This window comes from Fictibacillus enclensis, assembly GCF_001457035.1.
GTDB lineage: Bacteria > Bacillota > Bacilli > Bacillales > Fictibacillaceae > Fictibacillus_C > Fictibacillus_C enclensis.
Window position 1 is genome coordinate 1,996,174 of the sequence record NZ_KQ758617.1, and the last position, 15,816, is coordinate 2,011,989.

Sequence of the window (15,816 nt, forward strand, 5' to 3'; positions counted from 1 at the left end):
GGTTGATGTTGTACTCATTATTGCCTTAAAAAAGGAGGAAACACGATTGGATACGATTATTGAAACAAGAGAACCCTCTCTTGGCCGCAAGATGCTGAATAAAGTCCCCGAGGTGACCATTTTCTTTTGGATTATAAAAATTATGGCCACAACCGTTGGGGAAACAGCAGCCGACTTTCTCACATTCAAGCTGCACTGGGGACTCACGAATACAACCTTTGTCATGAGCGCTCTATTAATCATCACCCTTATTTTTCAATTTAAGGCGAGAAAATATATTCCTGGCGTCTATTGGCTTGCTGTCGTGTTGATCAGCGTAGTCGGAACGCTGATTACCGACAATCTCACTGACCATTTTGGAGTGCCGCTCGTTACATCAACGATTGTCTTTTCCATCATCTTGGCGATTACATTCGCCGCCTGGTATAAGAGTGAAAAGACGCTCTCCATTCACTCCATCTTTACAACGAGACGAGAGACATTTTACTGGCTCGCTATTTTATTTACCTTTGCACTCGGTACAGCAGCAGGAGATCTTGTTTCTGAAGATATTGGATTAGGCTATTGGAAATCAGGCATCCTTTTCGCGGTTGTCATAGCTTTAGTAACTCTTGCCTTTTTCAAGTTTAATATGAATGCTGTTCTTTCCTTTTGGATTGCCTATATTTTAACACGTCCACTTGGAGCATCCATCGGAGATTTTCTTTCCCAGTCCCGTCATGCAGGAGGGCTTGGTCTCGGAACGACTGGAACAAGTATGATTTTCTTGGCAATTATATTAGCTCTCGTAATATATTTAACAAAGACCCGGAGAGACGAGATCCCGGTAGAAGAATAACACAAAAAGAAAGCGTTCCTTGATTCGGAGCGCTTTCTTTTTGTGACAGCTTTCTATATTTCTTCATAGTCACCTTTGAAAAGTATTTCATAGTACTTTGACTCTTCAATCTTGCCTTTTCTCCATCACAGTAGTCATAAGCTATACCATTAACAAATTTTCCCGTGCCTTCGCATTCAGGACATGTTACATATTCATCCTTGCCGCCAAATGAAAGAGAACCAGTGGGTAAGAGCGAAAGGACTTTTTTTAGAATTGCTACAGTTTGTTTACACTGTAGCATTCATTTATATTTAATGTTCTTCTCAGTAAATTTTAATGTTTAGGCGCCTTCAGTCTTTTTGAATAAAACAGGAATTCTTAATTCCACTTCAGTCCCTTTCCCTTCTTTACTTTGTATAAAAATATCGCCTCGATGGAGTTTCATGATTGTTTTCGCAATGGATAATCCAAGGCCAGTGCCGCCTGTTTCTCTAGACCTTGCTTTATCTACCCTGTAAAACCTTTCAAAGATGTTGTCAAGGTCTTCTTCCGGTATCCCAACTCCGCTATCTTTTACCCTAATGAAGGCGTCCCCCTCATCTTCGCCAACTGTAACTTCGATTTTCGATTTGCTGTACTTGCTCGCATTATCAAGAACGATAATGATAACCTGTTTCATCTTCAGCTCGTCGGCTTCAACAATAACAGGTTTATTTTCCTTGTGAAGAAGGATTTCACGTTTATACACACTTTGAAGCTGCATCACCAAGTTTTCGCATACTTGTGTCAGGTTCACCTTGCCCACATCAATGGAGGTTTCATTTTCAGAAGATGCCAAATCAAGCAGTGTCTCGGTCATCTTTTGCATCCGCATCGCTTCCTGATGAATGGCTTCAATTGCGTCCCTGGAATGTTTGACGTTATTAACACCTCGCCGCAGTAATAAGTCGGCATAGCTGCCGATGACCGTGATCGGGGTTTTCAACTCATGGGAGGCATCAGAAGCAAATTGTTTCTGTCTATTGATGTTTTCCTGTAAACGGCTGATCATGCGATTAAAAGTGTTGGCAAGTGTATAAAGTTCATCTTTCGAGCGGTTCTGAATGAATATTGTTTTTGGGACTCCGCTTTGCTCGATATCCTCCATCGTTCTGATTATTCTTGAGATGGGTTTCATAATCACGCTGGAAAGCAGTGTGCCCCCAGCCAATGAGAGGAGAAGCGTAATTCCTGAACATGCTGCCAAGATGGATAAAAGCTTGTCCTTCATCACTTCTAGACCCGTTACCCTTTGCGCGATTTCCATCGAATAGGAAACATTATGATTGATGGAGATGGGGACACGTACAATTTGAAACTGTTCCTCACCGATCTGCCGCATTTCGGACTTTTCCTTGCGTGTAAACTCTGGTTGTACGTTTGCTAATTCTGTATCATCCGTAATTTGCTTGATGACCGCCGAATGCTTGTCCACGATCCGGATGAAAGAATGGTCAGAAAGATAGACCTCCAGCAGATCCTTCGTTAATTCCTCTGGTCCTTTCTTTTCTGTTCTTTTGATGATCTCATGAGCCTTCTGATTGAGAAACCGTTCTTCAATAGTGCCAATCGTTTTCATGAAGGTGAAAAAGACGAGGACATTCATAATCAATAGAATAAAAACGAGCCAGGCTGTTGTTAAGAGGTTAATCTTTGTGGTAATTTTCACTTTACTTCTCCTTCATGGTATATCCTACACCGCGAACGGTCTGTATGAGTGAATCCGGAGAATTATCTTTAAGTTTTTTCCTCAAATGGCGAATGTAAACATCAATAACATTGGTCTCTCCTTCAAATTCATAGCCCCAGACATTTGTTATAATTCCATCGCGTGTGACGATTTTGTTTTTATGATGAAGAAGGTATACAAGCAAATCGTACTCTTTAGGCGTTAAAAAAATGCTTGTCCCGTTTCTTGAGACTTCCCTCGTTTCCGTGTCCACACTTAAATCCTTGAAGAAAAGCTTTTGCCCCTCAGTTCCTCCTGCTTTTATGTTAAGGATTGAAGAATAATAGCGTATGGTGGATCTTACGCGTGCGAGCAGTTCCTCCATCACGAATGGCTTTGTCACATAATCGTTCGCTCCGAGATCCAATCCCATTACTTTATCCAGCGTTGAATTTCGGGCGGTTAATAAAATAACTGGTGTATTTGTGCCTGCTTTCCTCAGCCGCCTCAACATCTCTACTCCGCTTAGTTTCGGAAGCATCACATCTAGGAGGATTAAGTTGTACTCTTCGCGAAGAGCCTGTTCAAGTCCAGATTGCCCATCATGCTCAACATGAACATCATACGCCTCATATTCCAATTCAATCTTAAGAACTTTAGCAATCTGCACTTCATCTTCAACCACTAGTATCCGCTGCTTCATTTCTATTCCTTCTTTCTTGCGCTCCTTAAACTTTACCATGAGACCCAATCCGAATTTCTTATTTTCATTGAATTTTAATGTAGACTTCAGTGTTTTTTCAGCTAACCGGTCTATACTTTGTTTTGGTCCAGGATCATCCACTTTGATAGTCAAATAAAGGAGAGCAGTCTATGAATAATATGATTTTTCATTGGGTTAATAGCTGGGCAACGCAATCAGCTATTTTAGATAAAAGTATGATTTTACTGTCAAGCAGTGTATCTTATACAGCTGCAGCGATCATGTTGATGCTATGGTTTACTTCAGGAAAAATGAATGATATAGAAAACAAACGCACGGCAATTTATGCTGGCTGTACTGTCGCTCTTGCATTAGTGCTGAATATCATATTTCATCTTGTTTATTATCATCCACGGCCGTTCGCTGTGCAGCATGTACACAAACTGATTCCTCATGCCAAGGACTCCTCATTTGTCAGTGATCATGCCCTAGTAGTATTCTCTATCGCATGGATTTTATGGATGAGAAGTAGTACTTGGCGGATACCTGTCCTTTGCTGGGCGGCATTGGTTGGCATTTCGCGCATCTTTGTCGGTGTTCATTATCCGGTCGATGTAGCCGGAAGTGCACTCCTGGCATATGCTTGCGGATATCTTATATTGCACTTTTCAGCCAAGCTGGAACCTTTCGTTCAGTTTGTAATGAATCTCTCTCGTAAAGTTAAGTTCTTTCAAGACAAGGAACTTGAAAGAAAGGAAAAGCTGTGATTCCCATTTCAACATGTTTTTTAAGACTAACTTTAAAACGTTCGCTTGCTTTTCAAAGAAAATTGAAAAGGGTTTTGTCTACGGTCTGAAAAGAGTGCATTTCGCACTCTTTTTACTTTTCACTGCAAGTCAGTCGCCTCCACTTTTCATTTGCTCTTCCTTCTATCTTTGTATTTCTGAAAGCTCCATATCACCACTGCTACCCAGCATCCACTAGCGGTATAGCCTCCAAGAACATCGCTGGGATAGTGAACGCCAAGATAAATCCTGCTTATACCGATAAGAAGGATCATAAAAACGCTAAATAGTACCAATGTTGTCCTTCCTGCTCTTGAGCGAATATGCCTCCAAAGGAGAAAAGCAAGAATTCCATACAAAGAAAAAGCATTCATGGAATGTCCACTCGGAAAACTGAATCCCCCGATGTCTATTAGCCTGTGGTATTCAGGGCGTACTCGATGAAAAAATCGTTTTAACCCCTCATTAAACAGTGGGCTGCCCACCAATACAATCATGAAGACGATCAGCTCCGCCTTTTGTTTGTACAGTTTAAACAGGAGCAGAAGGATTAACACACTGATACCAAGGACCACGGGAAATGATCCTATAAAGGTAAAGAATCTCATGACGGTTGTGAAGAGTGGAGACTCAAATCCCTGGACAAAGCTGATAATTGCCATGTCAGCAGGGAAAACGGCATTGCTCATTACCAGAAATGCAAGCAGACTGAACCCTGCTGCAAAAAGAAGGATAAGAACAATGGCAGGGTCTATTTTTTTTCGTGAAAAATTATGCAGCATGTCTCCTCCTCTCCTCCTTTTTCCTGAAAACAAAATTCCTCTGTCCAAGGTAGTTGAATAGTGTATAAAGAACAGTCCCAGCCAAAACAGAAACATCTTTTTGAAAGAGGGAAGGAAGGAAATGAACCGTGTTCGCCAAGAAGTCAGCTGTCTCCCTGCCTAATGAGTAAGCTGCATAATAGCAAACAAAAATGACTGCCACAAATCGGATCGAACTGCTCCCCATCTTTTCACTGCTTCTAAAGGTAAACGTACGGTTCAGAAAATAGCTTACCAATGCCCCGGCTGCATTACCCAAAAAAGTTGCCGGCCAATATTCCAACCCTCCCCAATGAAGCAATATTTAAATGGAAGATAGTCCAACTGCAGTATTTGCCACCCCTACTAATAGGAAGCGAAAAAAAGAATGGTCAGTCATTTCGCGTTCCTTCAAGATGAACGGACGGAAAAACAGTGTTTTTCTTGGTATATTTATCGATTTCAATGGCATATTTTGGCCGTCTTTTTACTTCCGTGAAGATTTTCCCGATATATTCCCCTAATAGGCCAATTCCGAGGAGCTGCAGACCACCGATGAGCCAAATCGAAATAATCAGTGAGGTCCAGCCGGATTCCGTATGGCCCAAGAACTTTTGCGTTAACGCGTAAAGGCCGGCTGCAGAGCTAAGGATAACAGACAGCAGTCCAATCATGGTTACCAGGCGTATGGGTGCCACACTGAAAGACGTGATGCCGTCAAAAGCAAAAGAAAGCATCTTCTTTAAAGGGTATTTGGATTCACCCGCCTTCCTCTCCTTCCGTTCATAAGCAACGGTTGAAGATGGAAGTCCAATAAGGGGAACCAAGCCGCGAAGGAAAAGATTTTGTTCTTTATAGTTGGATAATTCATGTAAGGCTCTGGAACTCATTAGACGGAAATCCGCATGGTTCTCGACCAGATCAATCCCAATTTTATTCATAAAACGGTAAAATCCCAAGGCTGTCGTCCGTTTGAAAAACGTATCTGTATCTCTTTTGCTTCTTACGCCGTATACAATTTCATTGCCCAGCATGTACTTTTCAATCATCTTCGGAATGGCGTTGATATCATCCTGAAGATCGGCATCAATCGATATCACACAGTCTGCCTGGTCCTTGGCAGCCATTAAACCAGCGTATAATGCGTTTTGATGACCGGAATTCCTTGTCAGCTTAAGGCCTTTCACGAAACTGTATTTTGACATTTCAAGGATATCCCACGTGTTGTCCTTGCTTCCGTCATCCACAAACAATAGGTCGCTTGCAGGGGCAACCATGCTGTCTTCAATCATGTTCTCCAGCAATTGACCCAGCTGCTGCAACGTATCTTCCAGCACATCCTCTTCGTTATAACACGGAATGACAATCGTTACATATGGATTGTTCATTTTCATAATCCCTCCTGTTTGGTTTGTACTTTATACAGATAAATTTTCCATGCCGAATCTTTTTCACTGAATGCTTTCAGAAACTTAAGTCTGTTTTCCTGAGCATTTTCGATTGGAACTGCTGAAAAGAAATAATCGCCGCCCAACTGCTTGAAAGCATCGGTATTTAGATCAAGATGGCGGATTTTCTTATCGGAGTTCTTTGTAAAATCATAATTCTTCCCCAATTCATCGACGAAGATATAACAGCGATTTCCCCAATCATCGAAGTAGGTCCGAAGGATACGGTTCTTTTCCAGCTCTGGCGCAATGATTTTCCTGAACTTCTTTTTATAGGACAAAGGGTAGTAGTTGTTATACGTATCAAGTGTATAAAAGCCATTATACTGGGCGATGGACGGGTGTAGCCCAATGCTTGCCACCCGGTATGACGACTGCGGCTTTCCGATATACTCTTTGATTTGTTCAAATTGTTTTTCTGCATAAAATTCTTTAAAGGAGGGTTTTCCTATTACTCTGTAATCAATTTCAGGATTTGCCCCGAACAAGATCAGGATCTGCAGAACAAGCGCCCATTTAACGGCCTTTTTCCAGCCAGATCCCATTTTCCATAAAAAGCGGCAGCCAAGGCCGAACAAAAGATAAATGATCAGTGGCCGAAGGAAATGGAACCTCGCAAAATTAAAGGTATTTAAAAGACTGACTTTATCCTTGATTGGCTGCCATCCCTTATAAAACCAAAAAGCATACCAAACGGACAAAATAATATTAATCATAAACATCCATATAAATGTCTTTTCGGTTTTGATCCCCGATTTCCAAATTTTCCACATCACGATAAACAGAACAGGCAGGATCACAGCGGTATGCAGGGTCATTACATGGGTGTGGCCAAGCAGGTAGTTTTCAAACGTTAATCTTACAGCATGCCAAAATCCCAGATTTGAACTGACAAACTCATCCCTGCTGGTTGGCTCTTGTGGAAACAGCAATGAATAAACAAGCCGGTATTCCACCAGAAGGTATACTGCCGTCATCAGGGCAATTCCCCCAAAAAATACCCAGTTTCGCTTCTTCCGAATGAGAGCGTCATAAAGCCAGAAAATACCCATGGAGGCCAAAAAGAAAAAAAATCCAAGCACGAAGCTGGAATACAAAGGAAGAAGAATAAGGGTCAGCCAGTTTTTAGGCGTGCTGTCCCCATTTCGGATATTTAAAAAGGCCCATAAAGCAAGGGGCATGCCCAAGGTGCTAAGCATCCCGGATGGCCAAAAAGGCGTGATTGCAAATGCGAAAGACACCCAAACTGAAATGGGCCACACCTCGGGTTCCTTCAGAAAATGTTTTTTCAGCAAAAGGTACATCCCCATGAATGCAAAACATCTTGTAATCGCCTGGCTCAGGGCAAATGCCATCATCGATGGGAATAAATGATGCAGCCACTCGATCCCGCTGAACTCTGTCCCGAAGGTATCCCGGGGCAGGCCGTTTATAATTTGAGGAACAGTGCTGTCGACCGGTCCAAACAGCAGACCGCTTTCCCGCAATACCTTATACCAGGCGATATTGGAATCAAGGTTGTCATGTACCCGGATATGGGCATTCTCCCCGAGAATAAAAAGAGGTGACAGGTATACGGCCAATAAGAGCCAAGCCAGCCATAAATGTTTATTTTTTAGTTCAAGTTCACTCCACATCCTACTCCAATTTATAAGTCATCATCCTTTATATCTCTAATAATTCATTTAAAACAGTACCCTTCTCCCATGAAAAGACCCTTAATTCTCCATTAAAAAAGGATTAATTTTTTTATTGTTAAGATTCATTGCTAAAAAAAGCTGCCAAATTTGGCAGCTTCAGCTTGTTGACAAAGTCTCATGTCTACAAGCTTTTTTTATTGCAGAATGAGACCAGATACGGTTTGAAGGAGAATTTACATGTTATCGAAGCATTCTACTGTTGAACGCATCTTACACTGAACAAATATGCTGGAATTTGAAAAATATTTTCGATTGCGTTTCCGATAAAAGGATTATATTTCAACAACACCACAGCTATTTTAGTAAATTGTTTTTTTGTGAAAATCTTAATATTACCTCTGTTCCTTCCCCTTGTGTACTTATCAAATTGATTTCTCCCTTGTGTAAATTCATAATACTTTTGGCTATTGGAAGACCTAAACCAGAACCTCCAGTCTCTCGACTTCTTGCTTTATCGACTCTGTAAAATCGTTCAAAAATGTGCTGGATCTCATCTTCAGGGATTCCAATACCATAATCCTTTACACGAACCAGGACTTGATTTTCATGTCCTTCTAGAAATACATCAATTTTTTCATTGCTGTATTTTATGGCATTATCTAATAAAATAATGATAACTTGCTTGATTTTTAATTCATCACCATCCATCAGGATTTGATTTTCTTTATAGTGAAAGCTTATCTCACGTTTATACACTTGTTTGAATTGCTTAATGATACTTTTACATAAAGACACCAGGTCAAACTGATCTGTTTCGAGTAGAGTTTCATTCTCTAATTCAGCTAAATCAAGGAAAGTTTCAGTCATTTTTTGGATCCTTGTTGCTTCTAAATGAATAGCTGCGATGGCTTCATCCGTCATCTTCTTGTTTTTCAGCCCATGTCGTCTCAATAGATTGGCATAACTTTTTATCACGGTTAACGGTGTTTTTAATTCATGAGAAGCATCTGAAACGAATTGTCTTTGTTTCTCTATATTTAGTTGAAGCCTGGCAATCATCCGATTAAAGGTTTTGGCCATGGTTTGAAGTTCATCTTTGGTGTTATCTTGAATACTGATGGTTTTCGGCACCCCGCTCTTTTCTATATCCTCCATCGTATGGATCATATTAGAGATCGGCCGCATGATCATATTGGCTAACCATCGTCCTCCAAGCAAGGATAAAAAGGCAGCTATAACCGTGGAGGAAATTAAAATGACTCTAAGAAGCTCCCTTCTGGCTTCAAGACCTTGCAGGCGTTCTGCGATTTCCAAACTTCCTTTGAAATTCGTACCATTCTTTATGGGAACACGAACCACTAATACTTGTTCTTCTCCATGTTCAGCAAAAATAATATGGGTTTGAGTCTGCTTTTTTGTTGTATACTTTCCTTTTATTTTCTTTGAAAGTAACTTATCGTTTGTTTCATGGAGGATGACCTTGTTTTTAGGTCCTATTACACGGATAAAGGAATGTTCCGTTAGCGAATCTCGTAATGTTTCCTCCATTTGAGAAGATGACTGATTGAGGTGAATCTCTGCCATAATATCCTTCGACTTTTGAAAAAGCATATTCTCATCCATAGTTACAGTGTTTTTCATAAATAAAAAGAAAACCAAAAAATTAGTAAGTATCAAGATACACAACATCCAGGCAGTGGTTAGAAGATTAATTTTTGTTGTGATTTTCACCATTTTTCTCCTTGATGGTGTAGCCAATCCCTCTGACAGTATGAATTAATGGGAAAGAAAAGTTCGTATCCACCTTTTGTCTCAAGTGCCTTATGAATACATCAATAACATTGGTTTCGCCCTCATACTCATATCCCCACACGTTGATAATGATCTTCTCTCTTGTCACTACTTTGTTTTTATTAAGAATTAAATACACCAGAAAGTCGTACTCCTTGGGCGTTAGCGTAATAGGTTGACCAGCCCTTGTCACTTCTCTTGTTTCCGTATTAATGATTAAATCTTCGACCGATAATAAGGAGGGGTTCTCGTTCGTTTCTACTTTCTCGCTGTTCCGGAGACAAGCTCTGATACGAGCTAGTAATTCTTCAATTTCAAATGGCTTTGTCACATAGTCATTTGCTCCATGATCCAGCCCTGCCACTTTATCCCATGTTGCATTTCGGGCAGTGAGAAGAATTACCGGCGTTTTCTTGTTAGTTTTTCTCAATCGCCTTAATACTTCTATGCCGCTTATTCCTGGCAGCATGACATCCAATAAAATTAAGTCGGCCTCGGATTCCATAGCGGCTTTTAAACCTGATGCACCATCATGCTCAACGGCGACCCGGTACCCTTCGTACTCCAGCTCCATCTTCAAAACCCGCGCAATTTGAGTCTCATCCTCAATCACTAAAATTGTTGTTTTCATTTTAAATTCAACCCTTCTAATGCTTTTCCAATACAAGCCTTATCATTTCAAACAATAAGAAGTTAAAAAAGATCCAAACACCGCCATAGACATATCCACCCACAATATCACTTGGAAGAACTGGGGTTACAGCAATGTTTATAACGGCCAGTCCAAGAAAAATAACTAAACCAACGAGAGCAGCGAGTATATAAAAGTAATTATTTTTCGAATGGCGAACAAGCAAAAACAAACAAACGCCATAAACAATTATTATAATAGTCGCGTTAAAGTCAGGAAAATTAGCCGAATGAGGCTGCTTGATGAAACCGATGGACTGTAAGTAAGAAAACACCCCCAAGACTGTATCGTGAAAGGGCTTTGCGCCCAACACTGAAACACTAAGGAGAAGATATTCCAATCCTCTGTTCTGTCTTTTATGCCAAATACCAATCATGGCTCCCGCCATAATAAGTCCCATAGCCAGGGGAGATTGGAAAACTAAAATCCCCCTCATCCAGTTACTGTAAATCACTGATTGGGCCATATATTCCGCAATATCGTTAAACTGAGTAAATTCATTATAAATATAGTCTTGAGCAAGTCCGAGCATTAACGTAACCATTCCAATGAATACAAGAGTAAGGAAAACAAGAAAAATTTCGGTCGCTCTGATTGTTTTTAGCTTTTTAATCAAACGATTGATCCAATGAATAAAAAAATCTTTAATTTGTACTTTATAAAAACGGTAAGCAAAATAGCTAACTACTAATACACCTGCCACAATGACAAATATGATTACATATTTACTGGCAGCTTGATGGAATGTTTCCCATTGCGGTCCCAGAACCTTGCCAAGCGTAATAAAGCAAATCCCCCATAATATGGCTCCTGTATAGGCTGGAATAATGAATTTGTTAAAAGGCAATCTGGAAATCCCCGAAATGTAACCAGTAAAATGCCTGATCCCCGGAATAAAGTAAGCGAAAACTAATAGCTTACTGCCTGACCGCTCAAACCAGGCAGATGTTTTTTGATACCTTTCAGGTCCAAGGTGGATGTACTTCCCATACTTTTCAACTAATTTATAGCCCCCTGCTTTGCCAATCCAGTACGTGACGGTAATACCGGCACCGGCTGAAGCAACCACCACCAAGAGGGCCAAAATATAATTCATCTTGCCTTGATAGACAAAATATCCAGCGTAACTCATTAAGAATTCTCCCGAAATAGGGAGAGCCATCAGCTCCAGAAAAATTCCTATAAATAAGATCAAATAACTGTGCTGTTCAAATAAAGTGATTAAATGTGACATGAAACTGCCCCCGAATATAAACAGAAAAATGATTACTAATCAATACCGTTTCTTTTTCAATGTACCACTATTTTTAAGAAAGGTTTTCAGATTAAGGAATTATTAATCTTTTATTAATAGAACAAAAAGGTTATACGCCCAGTCTAAATCTTAAACCGAGGTTATTAGTTTTAATCAAATATTAATCCTTTGTTAAGGAGAAACTAAAAATTTATTTCGTATGATTAGATTGCCCAAATTGATTGAACGAAACGCATAAAATAATTGGGTTATTTTTATAAAAATGACGGGGGATGGCAATGAAGTGAAACGAATAGTGGAGGCAACCATGCAGCGGGCAATTCTTATGATTGTATGTGTTGTCATTATTTTGGCGTGGGGAGGTATTTCTGCTTACCAGATGCAGAGAGATTATTTGCCTGGGATTAACAATACGACTCTTTCCGTTAGTATGAGAGTACCCGGTTATCAAGCCGCTCAGGTCAAACAGCAAATCACCGATAATCTGGCAAGTGCCGTTAAAACAGTGGATGGCTTATCCAATGTGGAAAGCACTTCCTATGACGGCGGATTGTTTATGAGTTTGTATTTTCCCATGAATACGGACATGAAACAAGCGGAGGATCAGGTAAACAAAGCTTTAGCAAATGCGGATCTTCCACAAACCCTTACAAGCACGCCTTCGGTAACACGATTAACAACCAGCTCATTCCCGATTTTGACATACAGCATATCAAGTTCAAAATTGGATGAACAAACCCTGCGCTCCACTGGCACACAGGAAATTGTAAAACAATTAAAATCTGTTCCTGGTGTATCGGATGTATCTGTCATTGGGGGAGCAAAGGATGGCTATGTATTAACGATTCGCATGAAAGACCTGGTGAAAAACGGATTAACACTGGATGATGTCAATAAATCATTTGCGTTAGCTGTTCCAGCCATGCCACAGGGAACGATTATAAACAACCAATTATCCATTCCAGTGTCGTTTGATGGACTGCAATTCACGCCAAAACAAATGGAGAACGCAACGATTAAGAATTCGGAAGGAAAAGTCATTCCTGTATCAGCGTTCGGTACCATTACACATTCCTTAAATGACCTAAAAACCGTTTCCAGAACAAATGGAGCACCAAGTGTTACGTTAAATGTGATTAAGACACCATCAGCCAATATCACGGATGTGGCCAATGGAGTAAAAGACCGTGTGGCACATCTTCATTTGGATACCGTAAATCCGAAAGATGTCTCGTTCAGTGTTCTGCTGGACCGGGAGCATGAATTGAACAGCTCACTTTTCGGATTGATTCGAGAAGGGTTATTAGGCTGTTTATTCTCGATGATTTGTGTGTTCTTTTTCTTCCGAAATGTAAGAAGCACCTTATTGATTGCCATTTCACTGCCGATTTCATTACTGGCAACCACAGCTTTCTTAAAATCGATGGGGATCACGCTAAACATTTTAACCGTTTCAGGTTTGATCGTAGCGATGGGCCGTATTGTCGATGACTCGATTGTGATCCTGGACAATATGTACAGAAAACGTGAGGAACAAAAGGATAAACCATTGCTTTCTATTCTGGCATCATCGGTGGTTGAAATGATTCCAGCGATTCTGGGCTCAACGCTTACCACGATTGCCGTTTATATTCCGATTGCTTTTGTCGGAGGGGTCATCAGTGCCTCCTACAGCGGTTTTGCCTGGTCAGTCGTTATTGCACTCATCATTTCATTCTTTGTCGCAATGTTAGTTATACCTGCCCTTGCTTTTATGGGATGGAAAGGCGGAAATGCAGATAAACAAACTGTCAAACTCGATACAAAAATGAAACCCATTTTGCAATCGGCCTTTAAACATAAGAAAGCCATGATCATTGCTTCGATCGTAGTGTTCCTGGCCGCTGGAACGTGTTCTGCATTCCTTCCTGTAAGTTTGTTACCGAGCGGAAAAATTGGACAAATTGCCATTAAAGCAGAATTGCCAAAGGGAAGTACATTACTACAAGTGGATTCTGAAGTGCAAAAGATCGAAAAAGCATTAAAGAATAATCCGAAGGTTGCTGCGTATTCATCCAATTTCGGGTCTACCATGACACCGCAAAGTGATGATGTGTTTGACCAGGGCGGCGGCTTTATCACGTATCCGAACGTCGCGAACCTGGCCGTTGTGTTGAAGAATGATAAAGAAGCGGATTCAGTCATTAAACAATTACAACAGCAGCTGCCATCATTATCAAAAGATGTAACGTATACGGTAACAAGCCAGAACATCTCTGGTGACGATTCCCAAATGCGTATCCTGTTTACAGGTTCGGACCAAGAAACCTTGGACCAAGCAGCTCAAAAAGCAAGAACCAGCTTATCAAAAGTTTCGGATCTAAGTGTAGATGGAAAAGTGGATTTAACCAATGGTTCACCTAAGTATAAGGTGACGTTTGACCAAAAAGCGATGCAGGATAAAGGCATAAAAGTGACAGACATTCTGCCGGTCATTAATCGTTATATCGCTCCATCCAAAGATGCTACCGTTACAGTGGATCATAAAGCACTTCCTGTGGACCAATATTTAGACCAAATTGCGAGTGGAACGGACTCCAGCATTACGTTAAACGCAACGGCCGGTGATGTTTTAGCTTCTCTTTCTGCTGAAACCGTACCTGGTAAAAATGGTGAAAAGATAAAATTGGACCAGATTGCTAAAATTTCAAAGGATAACACGCCTTCAACCATTAGCGAACGAGATGGCCAGCCATTCTCTCTTGTGACCGCACAGATTACCTCAAACGATATCAGTAAGGTATCAAGCCAGGCAGATCAAGCATTAAGCGGCATGAAACTTCCTAAAGGTGTAACCTATTCAATGGGTGGGATCACGCAGCAAGTAAAAGATATGATCTTTGATATGTCAGTGGCAGTCGCATTCTCTATTCTTTTAGTGTTGCTCATTACGTCTTCCATTTTCAAAGGATGGAGAGCACCGTTATCGGTACTGTTAAGCATCCCGCTTGCCTTAAGCGGTGTGGTCATTGCGTTAATTCTGTTCCACGGAGAATGGAACTTAGCGGCATTGATTGGCGTTCTGATGCTAACCGGTATCGTCGTTACAAATGGTATTGTGTTAATTGATAAGATCGAAAGAAACCGAAGAGAAGGAATGCCCGTGAACGAGGCGGTACTGAATGGAAGCCTCTCAAGGATTCGGCCGATTTTAATGACAGCAGCAGCAACCATCCTAACGTTGTTGCCACTAGCAATATCACACAGTGCAGATACAGTCATTTCTCAGACGCTAGGTATTGTCGTTATTGGAGGTATGGTAACTTCAACCATCAACAGTTTTATCATCATTCCTATTATTTATGAATGGCTGCATAAAAAGTCTGTCTCAAAAAGTACTCCAACAACAGTAAATACTGTTAACTAAGGTTTTGATTTAAAGTTTTGATTTTCGCCGCATTAATTTGCAACGAATGCGGTGAAATCCAGGGAATTAGATAAACTATCATATATAATAAACACCTTGTAGGGAAATAGATGCCTGAGAGAATTGAACACTCTCAGGCTCTATTCCTATACTTATTGCCTATCCAACTGAAAATTTAGAAAGACAATTTTTTTGAAACGCTCACATTTTCATAACTGTATTTATGGATATGTAGATGAGAACAAAAACATCTCAACGCCGCTTTCCAACACTAATTGAAACGGACTGTATGGCAATTAGAAATCATTTACCGAGCTATATACAGTAAAAAAGGCAACAGCGTTTTACCGCCGCGCCCTACTTACTATCGTTATAATATGGATTTTTGAATCAAGTGGACTAGACTTGATTGTTTATATATTTGGCTCGCTAGTTTTTATATAATTGGGGGACAATGTAAATATTTGATTACAAAACAAAAGAGTCGCAACGAATTCAATCGTCGGACCTTCTTGCACTCATAGGTTGAGGATGAGCAAAAAATCAAGGAATTATCCCATCTAAGATTGGAAATGATCACGTCTGAATGATCATTAATGGTTTCGTTATTGTTATTCGTTCTTTATGGGCAGTTACAACTTTTAATCTCAAAATAAAATAGCTCGGTCTACAGAGCTTCAGACAGTAGACAAACCCCTATTTAAATTAATTTGAATGGGGGTTTGTCTTTTGCACTTTTTCTAACACATACCTAGGCCAGAACTTACAA

General features: G+C 40.5%; 12 protein-coding genes. 3 read left to right on the plus strand and 9 right to left on the minus strand.

Going from position 1 to position 15,816, the window contains the following annotated elements:
- Positions 1–91 precede the first annotated feature (91 nt).
- Complete coding sequence (locus AS030_RS10320; RefSeq protein ID WP_082635785.1) at positions 92–838, plus strand: COG4705 family protein; 747 nt, start codon at positions 92–94, stop codon at positions 836–838.
- Between the two features lie 322 nt (positions 839–1,160).
- Here the strand turns inward: AS030_RS10320 and AS030_RS10325 are convergent, their stop codons facing one another.
- Positions 1,161–2,528, minus strand: a complete 1,368-nt coding sequence (locus tag AS030_RS10325) for a HAMP domain-containing sensor histidine kinase (RefSeq protein ID WP_061971286.1) — start codon at positions 2,526–2,528, stop codon at positions 1,161–1,163.
- Position 2,529: 1 nt separating this feature from the next.
- Positions 2,530–3,231 carry a response regulator transcription factor gene (locus AS030_RS10330; protein ID WP_061971289.1) on the minus strand — a complete coding sequence of 234 codons (702 nt, stop codon included), beginning with the start codon at positions 3,229–3,231 and terminating at the stop codon, positions 2,530–2,532.
- Between the two features lie 170 nt (positions 3,232–3,401).
- Between AS030_RS10330 and AS030_RS10335 the strand changes: the two genes are divergently transcribed.
- Entirely contained in the window at positions 3,402–3,998 is a 597-nt protein-coding gene (locus tag AS030_RS10335) for an undecaprenyl-diphosphatase (RefSeq protein ID WP_061971291.1), read from the plus strand.
- 146 nt (positions 3,999–4,144) lie between these two features.
- Here AS030_RS10335 and AS030_RS10340 read toward each other — a convergent pair whose 3' ends face one another.
- The 7 genes from AS030_RS10340 to AS030_RS10370 form a co-directional block, all read right to left on the minus strand.
- Positions 4,145–4,798 carry a phosphatase PAP2 family protein gene (locus AS030_RS10340; protein WP_061971294.1) on the minus strand — a complete coding sequence of 218 codons (654 nt, stop codon included), beginning with the start codon at positions 4,796–4,798 and terminating at the stop codon, positions 4,145–4,147.
- Entirely contained in the window at positions 4,788–5,138 is a 351-nt protein-coding gene (locus tag AS030_RS10345) for a GtrA family protein (protein WP_338082313.1), read from the minus strand. Before AS030_RS10345 ends, AS030_RS10340 begins: the two co-directional genes overlap by 11 nt.
- A gap of 70 nt (positions 5,139–5,208) precedes the next feature.
- Positions 5,209–6,210 (minus strand): glycosyltransferase family 2 protein, encoded by a 1,002-nt coding sequence (locus AS030_RS10350; RefSeq protein WP_240482249.1) that lies wholly within the window; start codon positions 6,208–6,210, stop codon positions 5,209–5,211.
- Positions 6,207–7,901 carry a DUF6044 family protein gene (locus AS030_RS10355; RefSeq protein WP_061971297.1) on the minus strand — a complete coding sequence of 565 codons (1,695 nt, stop codon included), beginning with the start codon at positions 7,899–7,901 and terminating at the stop codon, positions 6,207–6,209. Before AS030_RS10355 ends, AS030_RS10350 begins: the two co-directional genes overlap by 4 nt.
- A gap of 357 nt (positions 7,902–8,258) precedes the next feature.
- Positions 8,259–9,638 (minus strand): sensor histidine kinase, encoded by a 1,380-nt coding sequence (locus AS030_RS10360; RefSeq protein ID WP_338082314.1) that lies wholly within the window; start codon positions 9,636–9,638, stop codon positions 8,259–8,261.
- On the minus strand, positions 9,613–10,326 hold the full coding sequence (locus AS030_RS10365; RefSeq protein WP_061971302.1) for a response regulator transcription factor: 714 nt from the start codon (positions 10,324–10,326) through the stop codon (positions 9,613–9,615). The genes AS030_RS10360 and AS030_RS10365 overlap by 26 nt, the downstream gene beginning before the upstream one ends.
- A 16-nt stretch (positions 10,327–10,342) precedes the next feature.
- The gene (locus AS030_RS10370) at positions 10,343–11,620 is read right to left on the minus strand and encodes a VTT domain-containing protein (protein ID WP_061971305.1); all 1,278 of its coding nucleotides are present in this window, start codon (positions 11,618–11,620) and stop codon (positions 10,343–10,345) included.
- Between the two features lie 304 nt (positions 11,621–11,924).
- Between AS030_RS10370 and AS030_RS10375 the strand changes: the two genes are divergently transcribed.
- A complete protein-coding gene (locus tag AS030_RS10375; RefSeq protein ID WP_061971713.1) occupies positions 11,925–15,047 on the plus strand; it encodes an efflux RND transporter permease subunit in 3,123 nt (1,040 codons plus the stop codon).
- Positions 15,048–15,816: the final 769 nt, after the last annotated feature.